This is a genomic window from Streptomyces sp. NPDC088147, from assembly GCF_044741565.1.
In the GTDB taxonomy this organism is placed as follows: Bacteria; Actinomycetota; Actinomycetes; order Streptomycetales; family Streptomycetaceae; genus Streptomyces.
Window position 1 is genome coordinate 201902 of the sequence record NZ_JBIUSY010000008.1, and the last position, 15375, is coordinate 217276.

A 15375-nucleotide genomic window follows, 5' to 3' on the forward strand; every position below is an offset into this window, starting at 1 on the left:
CTCCACTCCGGCGCTCACCAGGCCACCGGCAGCCCGTACACGCCGTACACGCCCATGTCGGCACGGAATCGGATGTCCTCGAACGGCACGTCGAGCCGCAGTCCGGGCAGCCGTCGGATGATGGTCTCCAGCGCTATCTGGAGCTCCACCCGGGCCAGCGGCTGGCCCAGGCACTGATGTACGCCGAAGCCGAAGGCGACATGGCGGCGGGCGTCCCGGGTCACATCGAGGTCCCCGCCGGACGGGAAGACATCCCCGTCACGGTTCGCGGTGTTGAGCGTGCAGATGACGCCCTCGCCCGCGCGGATCGTCACGCCGCCGACGGTGACGTCCTCGGTGGCCGCCCTGGTGACCCCGTTGTGCACAATGGTCAGATACCGCAGCAGTTCCTCGACCGCCCCCTTCACCAGGGAGGGGTCCTGCTGGAGCCGGGTCCACTGGTCCGGTTCGCGCAGCAGGGCGAGCACCGACAGCGCGGTCATGTTCGCGGTCGTCTCGTGGCCTGCGATCAGCAGCAGCAGCCCCATGGCCGCCGTCTGGGGCACGGTGAGTTCGCCCCTGGCCATCAGCCGGCTGATGATGCCGTCGTCCGGTGCGTGCTCCTTGGTCTTCGCCAGTGTGGTCAGATAGCCGACCAGTTCGTCCCTGGCGGTCAGGACCTCGGACTCCGTCGAGTCGTTGTGCAGCAGGACGCGACTGCGTTCCTGGAAGTAGTCGTGGTCCTCGTAGGGGACCCCGAGCAGCCGGCAGATCACCAGGGACGGCAGCGGCAGCGCGAACTCCGTGACCAGGTCGGCCGACGACCGGGAGGCGGTCATCCGGTCCAGCAGCTCGTCGGTGAGGCGCTGGATCTCGGGGCGCATCGCCTCGATCTTCTTGACCATGAAGTCGGCGGTGAGCATCCGGCGCAGCCGGGCGTGGTCCGGGTCGTCCATCCGGATGAAGCTCGACTCGCCCGCGGTCACCTTCTTGCGCGCGAGGGTGAGGAAGGGGTAGCCGGGGCGGGTGGCGTCGGCGCTGAACCTCGGGTCGCCGAGGACCGCGCGGACGTCTTCATAACGGGTGATCAGCCAGCACTGGGAGCCGTCCCAGAGCGTCACCCGGGTCACGGGGGCCTCCTCGCGTGCCTGTTCGTACTCGGGAGGCGGGGCGAAGGGGCAACCGCCCCGGGCGGCTGGGGCGGTGAGGAGCGGCGTGTGGTCGGTGACGGTCATGGGGGGGTTCTCCTTCACGCGGGACGCGGGTGAGCTTCCGGGAGAGGGTCGAGCGGGCGAGCGAATTACCTAACAAAAGCAATTAACTCTCGGTCACGCTAACGCGCCTGCGCGTGCGGAAGGAAGGGGAGCGAGACCGCGGTTCCACTTTGGCCGAATGCCGACCGCCACCGGATGCGCCCTCTTGCGCGGTGTTGCCGTTACAGTTCCTCCATGCCGGACGCCGACACCGCCCCGGAACCCACAGCCGCCCTGGAGAAGATGCTGGCCCTGCTGTCGTATCTGCTCACCCGCTCCCAGGCGCACGACCAGCAGATCTCGCAGGCAGGCGTCACCGCCCGCCGCTCGGACGTGTATCTGCTGCTGGCCCTCGACAAGAACGACGGCAGCCGGGTCGGTGATCTCGCCACCCGGCTCATGGTCGAGCCCTCCCATGTCACCCGCCAGATCGCCCGGTTGCAGGCACAGCGGCTCGTCGAGCGCACGCCCGATCCGCTCGACGGCCGTGCGCGCCGGGTGGCGATCACGGCGGAGGGCACCGCTCTGCTGGCCCGCCTCCACCAGGCCAACCGCGCCAGCCTCCAACAGGCCCTGCACGACGTGGAGGAGCGCGACATCGCCACCACCGTCGACGTACTCCAGCGGCTCGTCGACGGCTATGTACGCCGGGTACGGGCGCAAGCGCATCCGGAGCGCGAGGCCCCTGCCCAGGACGCACCCGGCGGTGTCCCCGGCCCGCGCCCGTCCGGCGTCCGGCAGCCCGGCTGATCCGCTCCCCGTCCCGCGGATGCCGGAGAGAACCCGGGCTCTTGTCGTGAACATGGCGCGATCGCTACGGTGGCCCGGATCGCGTCGCCCGGACCCGATCCGCTCCGCACACCCCGACGCGTCGGCTGTCCCCCCGCACTGGTGACGGGGCGTCATCCGGCCCGGAACGAAGGCGACTCAGGATGCGTGACAGGTGGCAGCGGCACCGCTGGCCGGTCGGACTCGTCTCGGCACTCGCGTGTCTGGGACCCGCGGTGGCCACGTCGCCCGCGACGGCGGCCGACGCGCGCGTGTCCACGCGCGTAGCTCCGGACGGGATCTCCTGGACGGAGGATCTCTCCCGGGTCGGCTCCGACGATGTGAACGTGCGCCACTCCCCCGGTGGACTGCGCGTCCTGGACCGGGACTTCCGCACCGCGTCGGCGGACAGCGGCCGGGGATACGGCTCGCAGGTGCTGGCGCCGCGGACCCTCGACCGTCCCGTCAACCGCGTACGGGCCGGCCTCACGGCCCGCCTGCCCGCCGGCGCGCGGGTGACCGTCGAGGTCAGGGGGCGCTCCGCCGACGGCTCCTGGACCGAGTGGCGCGAGGTGGCGGCGACGGCGGTGGCACTGCCCCGTACCGTCAGCACCGTACAGGCGCGCCTCACCCTCATCGACACGGACGGCCGGGCGCGGGTCCGGGGACTGCGGCTGACGGCCGACCGGGGCCCCGAGCCGCGGACCGGAGCCGGCGCCGCCGCCTTCAGCGCGCGCGTCTTCGCGACCCGCGAGGGGCTCGTCGGCGGAACGACGGCCAACGGCCATGTCATCCAGCCGAACGACCACTTCGTCGCGCTGCCCTCCAGGCGGGGTCTGTCGCCGAACGGCAGCGGTCAGTACTCCGTCCAGGTCTGCGGCCCCGCCCGGTGTGAGACCGCCCCGGTCTGGGATGTCGGTCCCTGGAACACCCGCGACGACCACTGGAACCCCTCCTCGGTACGGGAGAGCTTCCAGGATCTGCCGCAGGGCAAGCCGGAAGCACAGGCCGCGTACGAGAACGGCTACAACGGCGGACTCGACGGCTCGGGCCGGCGGGTCCTCAACCCGGCGGGAATCGATCTGGCCGACGGCACCTTCGCCACTATCGGACTGACGGACAACGGCTGGGTGACCGTCACCTATCTCTGGACCGGCGGACAGTCGGGCACGTCGTTCCCCACCTGGGGCACCGATGTACGGATCCGGCAGCAGGCGACGACGACGTCGGTCGAGGTGGCGCGGCTGGCCGGGCCCACCCGAGTCACTGTCAGGTGCCAGGTCCACGGCCAGCGGATCACCGTGGACGGCATCACCAACGACGGATGGTCCTATCTGCCGGACTACGGCGGCTATGTCTCCAACATCTTCATCGATGTCGCCGAGGCATGGCTGCCCGGCGTCCCCACGTGCTGAACTGCCTTACCGCGCAATCCCGTTCAGCCCCATCGGCCCCACTTCGGCCCCACTTCGGCAGAGGAGCCCCTATGCGTCGCAGACACCCGTTGTCCGCGCGGTCCGCACTGTCCTGGCTTTCCCTTCTCGTCGCCGCTCTCCTCGCGACGACCGGTCCGGCCGCCGCCTCCGCGCGGGCGCCGGACCGTTCCGCGCGTCCCCACCAGGACACCCCGCTCGCCGCCCCGAACTTCAAGGCCCCCTATCCGTGCGGTCAGCGGTGGACGCTCAGCCACCACTCCGCCGAGGTGCGCCGGGCGCTGGACTTCGTACGGGCCGACGGCGGTCCGACGGCCGGCACACCGGTCCTGGCCTCCGCCGCCGGTACGGCCACCCGGATGTCACAGCCCAGCGGCGCGGGCAACTACATCGTGATCGACCACGGAGCGGGCTGGAAGACGTACTACTTCCATCTGGCCTCGTACTCCGTGCCCAGCGGCGCCTCGGTCGGCCAGGGACAGCAGATCGGGGTGACCGGGTCCTCCGGCAACTCCTCCGGCGCGCATATCCACTACGAGCAGTTGCTCAACGGTGTGGGGCAGAACATCGTCGTCAACGGCGCGGGTCTGCCCTACCCCTCGCAGTACAACCAGTCGTATCTGACCAGTGACAACGGCTGCGGTGGCGGTGGAAGCGCCTTCCGTACGTGGGGTTCGGACATCCGGGTGCGCGCGGACGCCTATCTGGACTCGGCGGTGGTCAACGTCCTCGCCGGACCGACCGATGTCACGGTGGTGTGCCAGAAGCAGGGCAGCACCGTGACCGCCGATGGCCACACCAACAGCTGGTGGAGCAAGCTGCGTGACCAGGGCGGCTTCATCTCCAACATCTATATCGACCATCCCGCGGCGCAGTTGCCGGGCGTTCCGGTCTGCTGACCCCGCGACGTCTCTCGGTCCACATCGTCACGCCGTCCCGCGTGGGGCCCGCCGCCGCCAGCGGCGCGGCTCCTGGTCGGGCAGCCAGCCGAAGGCCAGCGAGCTGCCGACGACGCCGAGCAGCAGGCCGACGAAGAACCCGCCCAGGTTGGACGTGACCCAGGTGCCGAGGGTGACCAGCACACCGATGACCGAATAGAACAGCCGCTGCCCCGGGTTCAGCAGCACCAGCAGTCCGCATACGGCCATGACCAGCGGAAGCAGATAGGCGGCGATGCCTCCCGCGCCCGCTTGCAGGACGACCGAGACCGAGGCCTGCTCGGTCAGCAGGATCTCCGCTCCGCCGAGCAGCAGGAGCGCTCCGCCCCAGAAGGGCCGGCGTCTTCGCCAGGCGGTGAAGGCGCGCAATGGATGGCGGCCCCCGGCCGGGACGGCGGTCCCGGCCGGGGGATTCGTTTCGAGGGGAGCCACGCTCAGCAGCCCTTCGAACTGAAGTTGAGATGGAGGTTGGGCAGCCGGAACTTGGCGGCGGTGGTCGCCCAGTTGGTCTGGCGCAGGTTGGTGATGGTGACGGTGTCGGCCTGCTGGCCGAAGACGCCGAGGGGACCCTTGACGCCCGCCTTGGTGAAGGTGCTGGCGTCACCGCCGATCTCGATGTTCTCGAAATCCGCCTGATTGCCCGTCAGCACCGTGGAGTCGGTGGTCAGATCGGTCGCGGACACGGGTGTGCCCTTGTCGCCCGCGGTGATGTGCAGATACGTGCCGCCGATCTCGACGCTCTGGCAGAGCTTGGTGAGTTTGGCCCTCTTGATGGCCGAGACCACCACCAGGACCTGGCCGCCGGTGTCGCCGGCGTTGGGACTGCCCTCCGCCATGTTGTCCATGCCGCCGAACTGCTCGAAGCCCTGGCCCTCCAGGCGGTCGGCGGTGACCGTGAAGGGCATCCCGGAGATGGCGAACTGAGCGGCGATGGCGCCCTGCGCCGTGAGGATCACGAGGGTGGCGGCCGCGGCGACCGCCGGTACGCCCATGAGCGCGGCGCGGCGGAACCGCACTCTTCCCCGCCGTTCGGCTCTCTCTGGCGTTTCACCGCCGGTGATGTCGGACGTGGCCATGAGCTGCTCCTGAAGGTGTGATGACCGGAACGAGCTTGCGCGGCGATGTCCTGGCGCGGACGGCTCCCGGCGCCGACGGGGTTTCCCCGGGACAGGACGACGGCGCGGCCATGGGAGTCGACCGGAAAGTTACTCCCAGGTATCCATGGGGTCAACCACCTTGTGGGAATTGGGTGTTGATCGCGTGTGAGGTCTGAGCCCGGTCCGGCGCGGGTCATCCACCGCCGCCTCGGGCCCCGGGCAGGTCCAGCGGTGCGGGGCGCCGCGGGTCCGCGACGATCCGCCGGACCGACCGCCCGGACCCACGGCCGCGTGCGCACCCCCGGCACCCCGCTGACGTCTGCGTACCGTGGGTAACAATCATCGGCGACTTCCCTCGCGGACCCTTGACTCCGCGCATCGGACAGGCTTACAACCCTCTTGGGTTTCCTTCTGTGCCGCGCTCGTTCGCGGCGCGGTGCGGGTCCGTGGCGCCGGTCCCGCACCGCAACCGTTCACCCCCACCCACTCCTGGCGCTGCCCCACGGGCACCGCCCTCTCGCACAGCCGGCCGCATCCCTCGCCGGCCGCGACGACGCGCTCGGCCGAGCCGCCACAGCGCGTACGTACCACCTCACCTCACCCCGCACCGCATTCGCGAAAGGGACTTCGCATGGGTACTCGCACGGGCTCACGACGCACTGTTCTCGCCGCCGCCGGCGTCACCGCCGCCGTCGCTCTCCTCACCACCGGTACGGCGTCCGCCACCGGTTCGCCGTCCGCTGCCGGGACCGCCGCCGGCAATGTCCTCACCCACGGCAGCGCGGGCGGCTCCGCCGTCGCGGTGGGGGACGTCTTCACCTCGTCGCTGAGCAGCGGCGCGAGCGTCACGATCCGCACCACCGCCGGCGGATCCACCGGAATCACCTGCACGGCTTCGCAGTTCACCGCGACCGTCACCGGCAATCCGGCCGCGCCGGGCACCGCCACGGAGTCGCTGACAGCACACACCTTCGGCGGCTGCACCTCGAACATCCTGGGGACCACCGGGGTACAGAGCATCACGGTCGACCGGCTGCCCTACAGCACAACGGTCACGTCCGGGGGGCCGCTCACCGTGGGCGCCGGGGCGGCCGGCGCGGTCCAGACGACCGTCAGGCTCAACACCCTGCTCGGCCTGACGACCTGCGTCTACACCTCCACGGGGCTGAGCGGCGCCACGTCCAACACCGACAACTCCATCACCTTCACCAACCAGTTGTTCAGCAAGTCGTCCGGGCCGGTCACCTGCCCGGGATCCAGCTACTTCTCCGCCAAGTACGGCCCGGTCAAGGACACGAGCCAGTCCGGCAGCCCGTCCGTCTTCGTCAACTGACCCACCAGAGCGGTGCGTTGGCACAACGAGGGATAGCCGCGCCGATGCCCGTGCGAGCGAGTGCTGTCGCACGGGCATCGGCCGGTCCCCGGGTGTCCGCGGCTCAGGCGTTCTTCCGGGCGACGCCTCCGTACATGGCGATGTCGCGGTCGTCGATGTCTTCCTGTCCGGCGTCCGGCCGCCAGTGGTGGACCTGGGTGACCCCCGGCCCGACCAGTTCCAGACCGTCGAAGAACGCCTCCGCCTCGGCATGCGTGCGCAGCTGCATGGGCATCCCGCGGCGTGCGTATTCGGCGGCGACGCGGCCCACCTCCTGCGGGGCGAAGTCGGCGGTGCCGATGGTCATGGCCAGGAAGCTGCCCGCGGGCAGCGGATCCAGCAGGCGCTGGACCAGGCCGTGGTCGTCGTCGGTGTCGAGTATGAAGTGCAGGATGCCGATGATCAGCAGCCCGACCGGTTCGCGCAGATCGAGGAGTTCCTGGAACTGGGGCGAGCCGAGGATCGCCTCGGGGTCGCGCATATCGGCGTCGACATAGGCGGTGTGGCCCTCGGGGGAACTGGTCAGGAGCGCCCGCGCGTGCGCGAGCACGATCGGGTCGTTGTCGACGTAGACGATGCTGGCGTCAGGGCGGACCTCCTGGACGACCTCGTGCACATTGGGCGAGGTGGGCAGGCCGGTGCCGATGTCGAGGAACTGCCTGATGCCCTCCTCCCGCGCGAGGTACCGGGCCGCGCGGTGCATGAACTCCCGGTTGGCGCGCATGTGCACCGGCAGCGCCCGCCACTCGCGGCACATCGCGTCCCCGGCTTCCTTGTCGACCGGGTAGTTGTCCTTTCCGCCCAGGATGTAGTCGTAGACGCGGGCAGAATGCGCCTCACCCGTGTTGATCCGCCGTACCGGTTTCTCCTGCTGCGTCATCTTCACTCCAGGTCCCGATCGAAGCCTTGGCCAGGAGTCTAGGCAATGAGACATCACAAGATCGCGTGACAGACGCACATGAAAGGTTTCAACCAGCCCTCCAGGGAAGCTAGAGCAACGCCAAGCACGGCGTCAATAGGCGGAACGCGCCCTTCTCCGGGTCGCCGGCAGGTCGTCACACAGCCCTTGACAGGTCTCACACGTCTCCCTACTTTCACAAAAGTGAAACGATTCATCGTCGAGTCGTAACGGAGCCGCATTGTGATCAGCAGAAGACGACTGCTCGGCACGTCCGCCACCGCCCTGGGAACAGCCCTCGTCGCCGGGACCGTTCCGGCCGCCGGTGCGGATCCGTCCCTGGCTCCGGCCGCCGGGCCGGGAGCCGGTGCGGGCGCGCGCGTCACCGAACCGACGGTCGAGTACGTGCGCCATCCGCTCGGGCTCGACACGCCGCGTCCCAGGCTGAGTTGGCCCGTCGTGTCCGACCGGCCGGAACAACGGCAGAGCGCGTATCGGATACGGGTCGCCACCACTCCGGAACGCCTCGCCAGGCCCGACGTCTGGGACAGCGGGCGGATCACCTCGGCGCAATCGGTCCTGGTCCCGTACGCGGGTCCGGCGCTGACATCACGTACCCGCTACCACTGGTCGGTACGGGTGTGGAACGCCGACGGCAGCGCGTCGGGGTGGAGCGCGCCGTCCTGGTGGGAGACCGGACTCACCGACGCCTCGGACTGGTCGGCGCGCTGGATCGCCGCTCCCGCCGCGCTCGTCGGCGCTCCCGCGATGGACGGCGCCTCCTGGATCTGGTTCCCCGAGGGGGATCCGGCGAGCAGCGCCCCGGCGGCGACCCGCTGGTTCCGGGGACGGGCCGACATCCCGGCCGGTGTCACCCGCGCCCGGCTGGTCGTGACCGCCGACGACGGCTACACCGCCTATGTGAACGGCGTCCGGGTCGCACACGCCGAGGCCCACGGCCCCGCCGAGAACTGGAAACGCCCCGTCGTCGTCGATGTGACCGCCCATCTGCTGCCCGGCGCCCAGGTGATCGCCGTCTCCGCCACCAACGCGACCGTCGGTCCCGCGGGTCTGCTCGGCCTGCTGGAGCTGACCACGGCCGACGGCACCACCGCCTTCGCCACCGACGGCAGCTGGCGGACCACCGACCGGGAGCCCACCGGCGACTGGCTCACCGCCGCGTACGACGACGCCGCGTGGCCCGCCGCCAGGACACTCGCCGCCTGGGGGGCGGGCCCCTGGGGCGCGGCGCGGGTCTCCTACTCCCCCGCCGCCCAGCTGCGCCACGAATTCCGGCTGCGGCGCGGGGCGAAGATCGTGCGCGCCCGGCTCTACTCCACGGCCCTCGGGCTGTACGAGGCGTATCTCAACGGCGAGCGGATCGGCGAGGACCGGCTCGCGCCCGGCTGGACCGACTACCACCAGCGCGTCCAGTACCAGACGTACGACGTGACCCGGCTGCTCGGACCCGGTGTCAACGCACTCGGGGCGACGGTCGCGGCCGGCTGGTACGCGGGGAACATCGCCTGGTTCGGTCCGCACCAGTACGGCGAACGCCCCGCCCTGCTGGCCCAGTTGGAGGTCACCTACACCGACGGAACGACCGAGAGAGTGCTGTCGGGCACCGACTGGCGCGCCGCGACCGGCCCCGTCACCGGCGCCGATCTGATGGCGGGCGAGGAGTACGACGCCCGGCTGGAGACCGACGGCTGGACGCGCGCCGGATTCGACGCGACCGGCTGGGCGGCCGTCGAAGCCGTCGACACCGTCACCGCCGCGCTCGTGGCGGAGTTGGACGGCCCCTCACGGGTGGCGGGTGAGCTGCCCGCGAAGAAGGTGACGGAGCCCCGGCCCGGCGTCTTCGTCTTCGATCTCGGCCAGAACATGGTGGGCGCGGTGCGGCTGACCGTCTCCGGCGCCGCCGGCACCACCGTACAGCTGCGCCACGCCGAGGTGCTCAACCCCGACGGCACGCTCTACACCGACAATCTGCGCACCGCCCGCGCCACCGACACCTACACCCTCAAGGGCGGCGGCCAGGAGACCTACGAGCCGCGCTTCACCTTCCACGGCTTCCGTTATGTCGAGGTGACGGGCTATCCGGGGAAGCCGTCGCCCGGCGCGGTCGTGGGGCGGGTCATCCACACCTCGGCGCCGTTCACGATGGACTTCAAAACGAATGTCCCGATGCTCAACCAGCTGCACAGCAACATCACCTGGGGCCAGCGCGGCAACTTCCTCTCCATACCCACCGACACGCCCGCCCGCGACGAACGGCTCGGCTGGACGGGCGACATCAATGTCTTCGCGCCCACCGCCACGTACACCATGGAATCGGCGCGCTTCCTGACCAAGTGGCTGTGGGATCTGCGTGACGCGCAGGAGGACGACGGCGCGCTCACGCATGTCGCCCCGGATATCGCCGGGGTGGGCAGTGGCGCGGCCGGCTGGGGCGACGCCGGGGTCACCGTCCCCTGGGCGCTGTACCAGGCGTACGGGGATGTCCGGGTCCTGGAGCAGTCGTGGGCCTCCATGCTGAAGTGGCTCGACTATCTGGAGGCGCACAGCAGCGGCTATCTGCGTCCCGCCGACGGGTTCGGCGACTGGCTCAATATCCAGGACGAGACGCCCAAGGACGTCATCGGCACGGCCTACTTCGCGCACAGCGCCGATCTCGTCGCCCGGATCGCCGAGGTCCTGGGCAAGGACCCGGCGCCGTATGCCGCGCTGTTCCGCGCCGTACGCGACGCCTTCCGCGCGGCGTATGTCTCCGCGGGCGGACGGGTGAAGGGCGATACGCAGACCGCGTACGTCCTGGCCCTGTCCATGGACCTGCTGGCCGACGCCGACCGCGCACCCGCCGCCGACCGGCTCGTCGACCTCATCAGGGCCAAGGACTGGCATCTGTCGACGGGCTTCCTCGGCACTCCGCGACTGCTGCCGGTCCTCACCGCCACCGGTCACAACGACGTGGCCTACCGGTTGCTGCTGCGGCGGACGTTCCCCAGTTGGGGCTACCAGATCGACCAGGGCGCCACGACGATGTGGGAGCGATGGGACTCGATCAGGCCGGACGGCAGCTTCCAGGACGCCGGGATGAACTCCTTCAACCACTACGCGTACGGCTCGGTGGGCGAATGGATGTACGCGAACATCATCGGCATCGCCCCCGCTGGTCCGGGGTTCCGGGAGATCGTCGTCCGGCCGCGGCCCGGTGGCGGGGTGACGGAGGCCGAGGGGCGCTACGACTCGCTCTACGGCCCGGTCACCACGGAGTGGAAGACGGACTCCGACGGCTTCCGGCTCACCGTCTCGCTCCCGGCCAACACCACCGCCGAGGTGTGGATCCCGGAGAGCGGCACGGCGGGCGGTGAGGGCCGGAGGGACGTACGGCATCCCACCGCCACGTTCCTGCGACGGGAGGACGGCTGCGCCGTGTTCGCCGCCGGTTCGGGAAGGCACCACTTCACCGGCTGAGTGAGCCGGCGGAGGGCGCCGTGCGCGCCCGCGCACGAGGAGGGACCGCGCACGGGGCCGACGGCGCCGGTCCCTCCGGGCGTGGGCTCTCCGAGCCGGGCGGCCGATCCGTCGGATCTGCGCTCCGCCGCCGTCGGCGAACAGCTCGATTCCCGTGGTGCCGGCGACAGAGATACCGGCCGGCCATCTCAATGACGATCGACATTGAGATCTCCCACCCAGCCCGCTACAGTCCTTCCCAAAAGCTGGGCTTGGGGGAAGACAGTGGGCGTTTCGAAGCAGAAGGCGGCGGAGAACCGGGAAGCGATCATCGCCGCGGCGGATGGCTTGTTCCGTGAGCGCGGTGTCGATGCCGTCGGCCTCGTCGAGCTGATGGGCGCGGCCGGGTTGACGCGCGGCGGCTTCTACAACCACTTCGCCTCGAAGGACGCGCTCGTCGACGCGGTCGTCGCCAAGGCCATGGCGGACGGTTTCAGCGACCTCGACGAAGCCATCACGGCCTCCGAGGATCGCGGCAGCGACCCGCTCATGGAACGGATCGACTGGTATCTCTCGCCCGAACACCGCGCGGACATCGAACACGGCTGCCCGGACACGGGGTTCGTCGGCGACGCCCGCCGGCTGGATCCGGCCTCCCGCGCGCGCTACGCGAAGGGCCTGGCGGCCAATCTCGACCGCTTCACGGAGATCGTCCGGGCACCCGGACCCGACGAAGGCGAGCGACGAGCGCGCGCCATCGCGCTGTTCAGCGAGATGGCCGGCGCCCTGCTTCTGTCACGCGCCGTCGCCGATACCGACCCCGCCCTCGCCGACGAGATCCTCGCCGGCGCGCGCACCGACCTGCGGAACCGTGTCCGTGCCGCGTAGCGCCGTGAACCATCTTCCGACGCGGTTCGGAGGGAAGGACCTGATGGAGAGGGACTCGGAGAGACGGGCACCCGATGGCCGGCTCGATGAATTCCTTCATGTGGTCGGGCAGTCGGCATGGCGGCCGGACGCGGGCGTGCGGGGCGTGGTCGACTGGCTCCACCGCCAGCTGGACACGGAAATCGCGCTCATCGACAGCGCGGGCGCGGTGGAGCTGTCCACCCCGCGCTTCCCCGAGGAGGTCCTCGGCTCGCTGGGGCCGATGCTCACCCGGCTGGCCACCGGCCGGATGGCCTCGGCCGTCACGGAGATCGGTGCCGTACACCTGCGGCTGGAGGCGGTCGGGACCGAGTCACCCCGGCAGGTGCTGGTGCTCGCCGGGCCGACCGGGCTGAGCCGCAGGGCGGCGGCCCTCGCCTCGCACACCGGAAGCGTCATCGGCATCCTGCACCGCGCCCGCGCCGCCGACACGGCGCTCCACGGGTACCAGGAGAAGGCACACCAGCTGCGCGTGGCCCTCTTCATGGCGCTCATGGCCGGGGATCCGGTGCTGGCGCGCCGGATGACGACCGGGGCCGTACCCGCGCTGCTGGACTGCGACCGTATCCGGGTCCATCTGCTGCGCTGCCCGCCGGAGGAACGGGACCGGCTCGCGCGGGCCCACCAGGACGCCTCGGGTTACCACGGCCGGGGACTGATGGTCCGCTGCCCGGTCTACGACGAGCATCTGATCTGTCTGATCGCCGATGACGGCGGAGTGCGGGACGGCGAGGGACACGGTCCCGGCGCGCCGGTTGGTCTGGGCGCCGCGCTGCGCGAGCTGGTCGGGGAGAGTCCGCGTTACGCGCTGGGCATCAGCGGCGCGCATCCGCTCCGTGCGACCGCCGAGGCGTACGAACAGGCCAGGCACGCCCTGGCCGTGGCGGGCAACGCCCCTGGCAGAGTGGCCGGTTACCGGGGCCTGGAGCCGCTGGAGCGGCTGCTGCCGCGCGACGCGGCCGTCGGCTGGGCCCGTTCCTTTCTCCGGCCGCTCCGCTCGCTGCCCGGCGTCACCCTTGAGACGACCCGGCTGGCGATGCACTTCCCGCGATCCGGTGTGGCGGGTCTTCTGGGCATCAGCCGCAACACCGTCACCGCCCATCTCAAGCGCGCCGAGGACGCGCTCGGTGTCGACCTCCGGGAGGTTCGCTCCCGCGCCACCGTCGCGCTGGCCCTCGCCATCACCACCCTCCATCAGGACGCCGAGCCCGTCGCCGGTGGTCCGGCCGTCCCCGAGGTGGAGTCGCTGTTCCACACCCAGACCGTCGCCGCGTGGGCCGAGGGCTTCCTCGAACCCCTGGACGACACCGCCCATCACCGGGTGCGGACCACGCTGCGCACCTGGATCGAGACGAACACCGACGCGCAGCGAACCGCGCGGCGCCTCGGCAACAGCCGCACCACGGTCGCGGCCCATCTGCGCACCGCGGAGCGGCTGCTCAACCGGGATCTGCTGACGACCGGCTCCGGCGTCCACGATCTCGTGTACGCCCTCGGTCTGCTGGGCGAGATCCCGCTCGCCCCCGACCGTGCACCGTGAACAGCACAGCGCCCTCCTGACCCCACACGACGCACCACTCGCGCGCCGACCCGTGCATCGTGCACATGTCCACCATGGAGTTCGGGCGCCGTGACCAGTGGCCGGGCCTGTCATCCGTCCGGGTGAGGCGGTCTAATTCGGGTGTCGAGTTCGCGGCCGCCCCGCATCGGGGGACAGGGCGGCCGCGACGCGGCGGGTGCGGAGTCACGGGACGCGGTGACGGCCGGGGCGCGGGGAGCCGGGAGGCCACGTCAGGGGCGCGGGGCGATCTCGCGTCCTCCGTCCACGACGGTGATCGCCATCGCCGGGCACGAATCGGCCGCGTCCAGCACGGCCTCGTGGGGTTCGACGCCGGCGGCGAGGGGCCGGGCCCGGTCGCCGTCCAGGGTGAAATGGTCGGGCGCCATCCCCGCGCACATGCCCGATCCCATACAGCGTTCTCCGTCGACGTGGAGCTGCCAGGCCATCGGTCACCACCCGACCGGCATGGTGCGCGGGCCACGGACGATCATCTGCTGCTTCCACACGATGTCGCCCGCCAGCCGCAGACCGGGCAACCGGGTCAGCAGCGCGCGCAGCGCCTCCTGAAGCTCCACCCTGGCCAGCGGCGCGCCGAGGCAGTGGTGGACACCGTGGCCGAAGCCCAGGTGCTGAACGCCCTCCCGCTCGATGTCCAGTACGCCCGGTGAACTGAACCTGAGCGCGTCCCGGTTGGCCGCGCCCACCGCGACCAGTACCGGCTCCCCGGCGCGTACGAGCGTGCCGCCGACCTCGATGTCCTCGGTGGCGTAGCGGGGGAACGCGGCGCCCGCGCCGAGTGGTACGAAGCGCAGTAACTCCTCGACGGCGCCCGGGATCAGCGCGGGCTCCTCGCTCAACCGCCTGAGCTGCTCCGGGTGTTCGAGGAGCGCGTAGACGAAGTTCGGGATCTGTGTCGCCGTCGTCTCGTGTCCGGCGATCAGAATGCCGACGCACATGTCGACGAGCTCCGGCTCGGAGAGCCGGTCGTCGACATCGCGCGCCTGGATCAGCGCGGACATGAGATCGTCGGTGGGTTCCTCCCGGTGCCGGGCGATCAGTCCGGCCATGTACGCGCGCAGCTCCTTGTCCTTGGTGGCGAACTCCTCGGCGGTCAGTCCGCTGGTGGACAGCGCGGCGTCGCTCCACTCGCGGAACCGCGGGCGGTCCTCCACCGGTACGCCGAGCAGCTGGCAGATCACGGCGACGGGGATCGGCAGCGCGAAGTCCTCGACGAGATCCACGGGCGGGCCCACGGCGATCAGACCGTCCACGAGTTCGTCGGCGAGCCTGCTGATGTCGGGCCGCATCTTCTCGACACGGTGGACGGTGAACGCCTTGGCCACCAGGGTGCGCAGCCGGGTGTGGTCCGGCGGGTCCATCCGGAGGATGCCGCCGGCGCGCTGCTCCGGCCACTGGCGGGGACCGTCGTGCCGCTCCTCCTCCGCGCGGCTGAAGCGGCGGTCGCCCAGGACGAGCCGGGCGTCGGCGTAGCGGGTGGCCAGCCAGGCCGGTTCCCCGTACGGCAGCTGGACCTTCAGCAGTCCGGGCAGGTCACGGGCGCGTGCGTACGCCTCGGACAGCCCGATGCCGTCGGTCCGGTTGAAGGGGTAGCTGACGGGTCCGGCCGGTGCGTTCTGTACGTCGGTCATCGAGGTGCCCCGATCGCGAGTCAGTGACGCGGCTCGTTCCGCGC

General features: G+C 70.9%; 13 protein-coding genes. 7 read left to right on the top strand and 6 right to left on the bottom strand.

Features of this window, described 5'->3' with window-relative positions:
- Window positions 1–14: 14 nt before the first annotated feature.
- Complete coding sequence (locus ACIOGX_RS27130) at window positions 15–1214, bottom strand: cytochrome P450 (protein ID WP_356513464.1); 1200 nt, start codon at window positions 1212–1214, stop codon at window positions 15–17.
- A gap of 213 nt (window positions 1215–1427) precedes the next feature.
- Between ACIOGX_RS27130 and ACIOGX_RS27135 the strand changes: the two genes are divergently transcribed.
- The 3 genes from ACIOGX_RS27135 to ACIOGX_RS27145 all read left to right on the top strand — a co-directional run bounded on the left by ACIOGX_RS27135 (window position 1428) and on the right by ACIOGX_RS27145 (window position 4332).
- A complete protein-coding gene (locus ACIOGX_RS27135) occupies window positions 1428–1982 on the top strand; it encodes a MarR family transcriptional regulator (RefSeq protein WP_356513462.1) in 555 nt (184 codons plus the stop codon).
- 182 nt (window positions 1983–2164) lie between these two features.
- Window positions 2165–3415: a hypothetical protein gene (locus ACIOGX_RS27140; protein WP_401917038.1), complete on the top strand. Its 1251-nt coding sequence runs from the start codon at window positions 2165–2167 to the stop codon at window positions 3413–3415.
- Between the two features lie 71 nt (window positions 3416–3486).
- Window positions 3487–4332, top strand: a complete 846-nt coding sequence (locus tag ACIOGX_RS27145) for a M23 family metallopeptidase (protein WP_401917041.1) — start codon at window positions 3487–3489, stop codon at window positions 4330–4332.
- Window positions 4333–4359: 27 nt separating this feature from the next.
- Here ACIOGX_RS27145 and ACIOGX_RS27150 read toward each other — a convergent pair whose 3' ends face one another.
- Both ACIOGX_RS27150 and ACIOGX_RS27155 read right to left on the bottom strand, forming a co-directional pair.
- Window positions 4360–4740 (bottom strand): DUF6114 domain-containing protein, encoded by a 381-nt coding sequence (locus ACIOGX_RS27150; protein WP_401917551.1) that lies wholly within the window; start codon window positions 4738–4740, stop codon window positions 4360–4362.
- Between the two features lie 65 nt (window positions 4741–4805).
- Complete coding sequence (locus tag ACIOGX_RS27155) at window positions 4806–5447, bottom strand: DUF6230 family protein (RefSeq protein ID WP_401917043.1); 642 nt, start codon at window positions 5445–5447, stop codon at window positions 4806–4808.
- A 652-nt stretch (window positions 5448–6099) separates the two neighbouring features.
- Here ACIOGX_RS27155 and ACIOGX_RS27160 point away from each other — a divergent pair.
- Entirely contained in the window at window positions 6100–6801 is a 702-nt protein-coding gene (locus ACIOGX_RS27160) for a Tat pathway signal sequence domain protein (RefSeq protein ID WP_356513456.1), read from the top strand.
- Between the two features lie 103 nt (window positions 6802–6904).
- Here the strand turns inward: ACIOGX_RS27160 and ACIOGX_RS27165 are convergent, their stop codons facing one another.
- Window positions 6905–7720, bottom strand: a complete 816-nt coding sequence (locus tag ACIOGX_RS27165) for an SAM-dependent methyltransferase (protein WP_384767076.1) — start codon at window positions 7718–7720, stop codon at window positions 6905–6907.
- Between the two features lie 261 nt (window positions 7721–7981).
- Between ACIOGX_RS27165 and ACIOGX_RS27170 the strand changes: the two genes are divergently transcribed.
- From ACIOGX_RS27170 to ACIOGX_RS27180, 3 genes are all read left to right on the top strand, one after another.
- On the top strand, window positions 7982–11215 hold the full coding sequence (locus ACIOGX_RS27170; RefSeq protein ID WP_401917048.1) for an alpha-L-rhamnosidase: 3234 nt from the start codon (window positions 7982–7984) through the stop codon (window positions 11213–11215).
- A 264-nt stretch (window positions 11216–11479) separates the two neighbouring features.
- A complete protein-coding gene (locus ACIOGX_RS27175; protein WP_383972971.1) occupies window positions 11480–12082 on the top strand; it encodes a TetR/AcrR family transcriptional regulator in 603 nt (200 codons plus the stop codon).
- Between the two features lie 43 nt (window positions 12083–12125).
- The gene (locus tag ACIOGX_RS27180; protein ID WP_401917051.1) at window positions 12126–13661 is read left to right on the top strand and encodes a helix-turn-helix domain-containing protein; all 1536 of its coding nucleotides are present in this window, start codon (window positions 12126–12128) and stop codon (window positions 13659–13661) included.
- Between the two features lie 251 nt (window positions 13662–13912).
- On the opposite strand, the gene ACIOGX_RS27185 is transcribed toward ACIOGX_RS27180, so the two are convergent.
- Together ACIOGX_RS27185 and ACIOGX_RS27190 are read right to left on the bottom strand one after the other, a co-directional pair.
- Window positions 13913–14092, bottom strand: a complete 180-nt coding sequence (locus ACIOGX_RS27185) for a 4Fe-4S domain-containing protein (RefSeq protein ID WP_356513446.1) — start codon at window positions 14090–14092, stop codon at window positions 13913–13915.
- A gap of 39 nt (window positions 14093–14131) precedes the next feature.
- Window positions 14132–15331, bottom strand: coding sequence for a cytochrome P450 (locus ACIOGX_RS27190; protein ID WP_356513444.1), 1200 nt, complete (start codon window positions 15329–15331; stop codon window positions 14132–14134).
- Between the last annotated feature and the right edge of the window lie 44 nt (window positions 15332–15375).

Excerpts from the sequence above, each read along its gene's own strand:
- ACIOGX_RS27130 (WP_356513464.1), bottom strand. The coding sequence starts at position 1,214 with ATGACCGTCACCGACCACACGCCGCTCCTCACCGCCCCAGCCGCCCGG.
- ACIOGX_RS27190 (WP_356513444.1), bottom strand. The coding sequence starts at position 15,331 with ATGACCGACGTACAGAACGCACCGGCCGGACCCGTCAGCTACCCCTTC.
- ACIOGX_RS27165 (WP_384767076.1), bottom strand. The coding sequence starts at position 7,720 with ATGACGCAGCAGGAGAAACCGGTACGGCGGATCAACACGGGTGAGGCG.
- ACIOGX_RS27140 (WP_401917038.1), top strand. The coding sequence starts at position 2,165 with ATGCGTGACAGGTGGCAGCGGCACCGCTGGCCGGTCGGACTCGTCTCG.
- ACIOGX_RS27180 (WP_401917051.1), top strand. The coding sequence starts at position 12,126 with ATGGAGAGGGACTCGGAGAGACGGGCACCCGATGGCCGGCTCGATGAA.
- ACIOGX_RS27135 (WP_356513462.1), top strand. The coding sequence starts at position 1,428 with ATGCCGGACGCCGACACCGCCCCGGAACCCACAGCCGCCCTGGAGAAG.
- ACIOGX_RS27160 (WP_356513456.1), top strand. The coding sequence starts at position 6,100 with ATGGGTACTCGCACGGGCTCACGACGCACTGTTCTCGCCGCCGCCGGC.
- ACIOGX_RS27145 (WP_401917041.1), top strand. The coding sequence starts at position 3,487 with ATGCGTCGCAGACACCCGTTGTCCGCGCGGTCCGCACTGTCCTGGCTT.
- ACIOGX_RS27155 (WP_401917043.1), bottom strand. The coding sequence starts at position 5,447 with ATGGCCACGTCCGACATCACCGGCGGTGAAACGCCAGAGAGAGCCGAA.
- ACIOGX_RS27185 (WP_356513446.1), bottom strand. The coding sequence starts at position 14,092 with ATGGGATCGGGCATGTGCGCGGGGATGGCGCCCGACCATTTCACCCTG.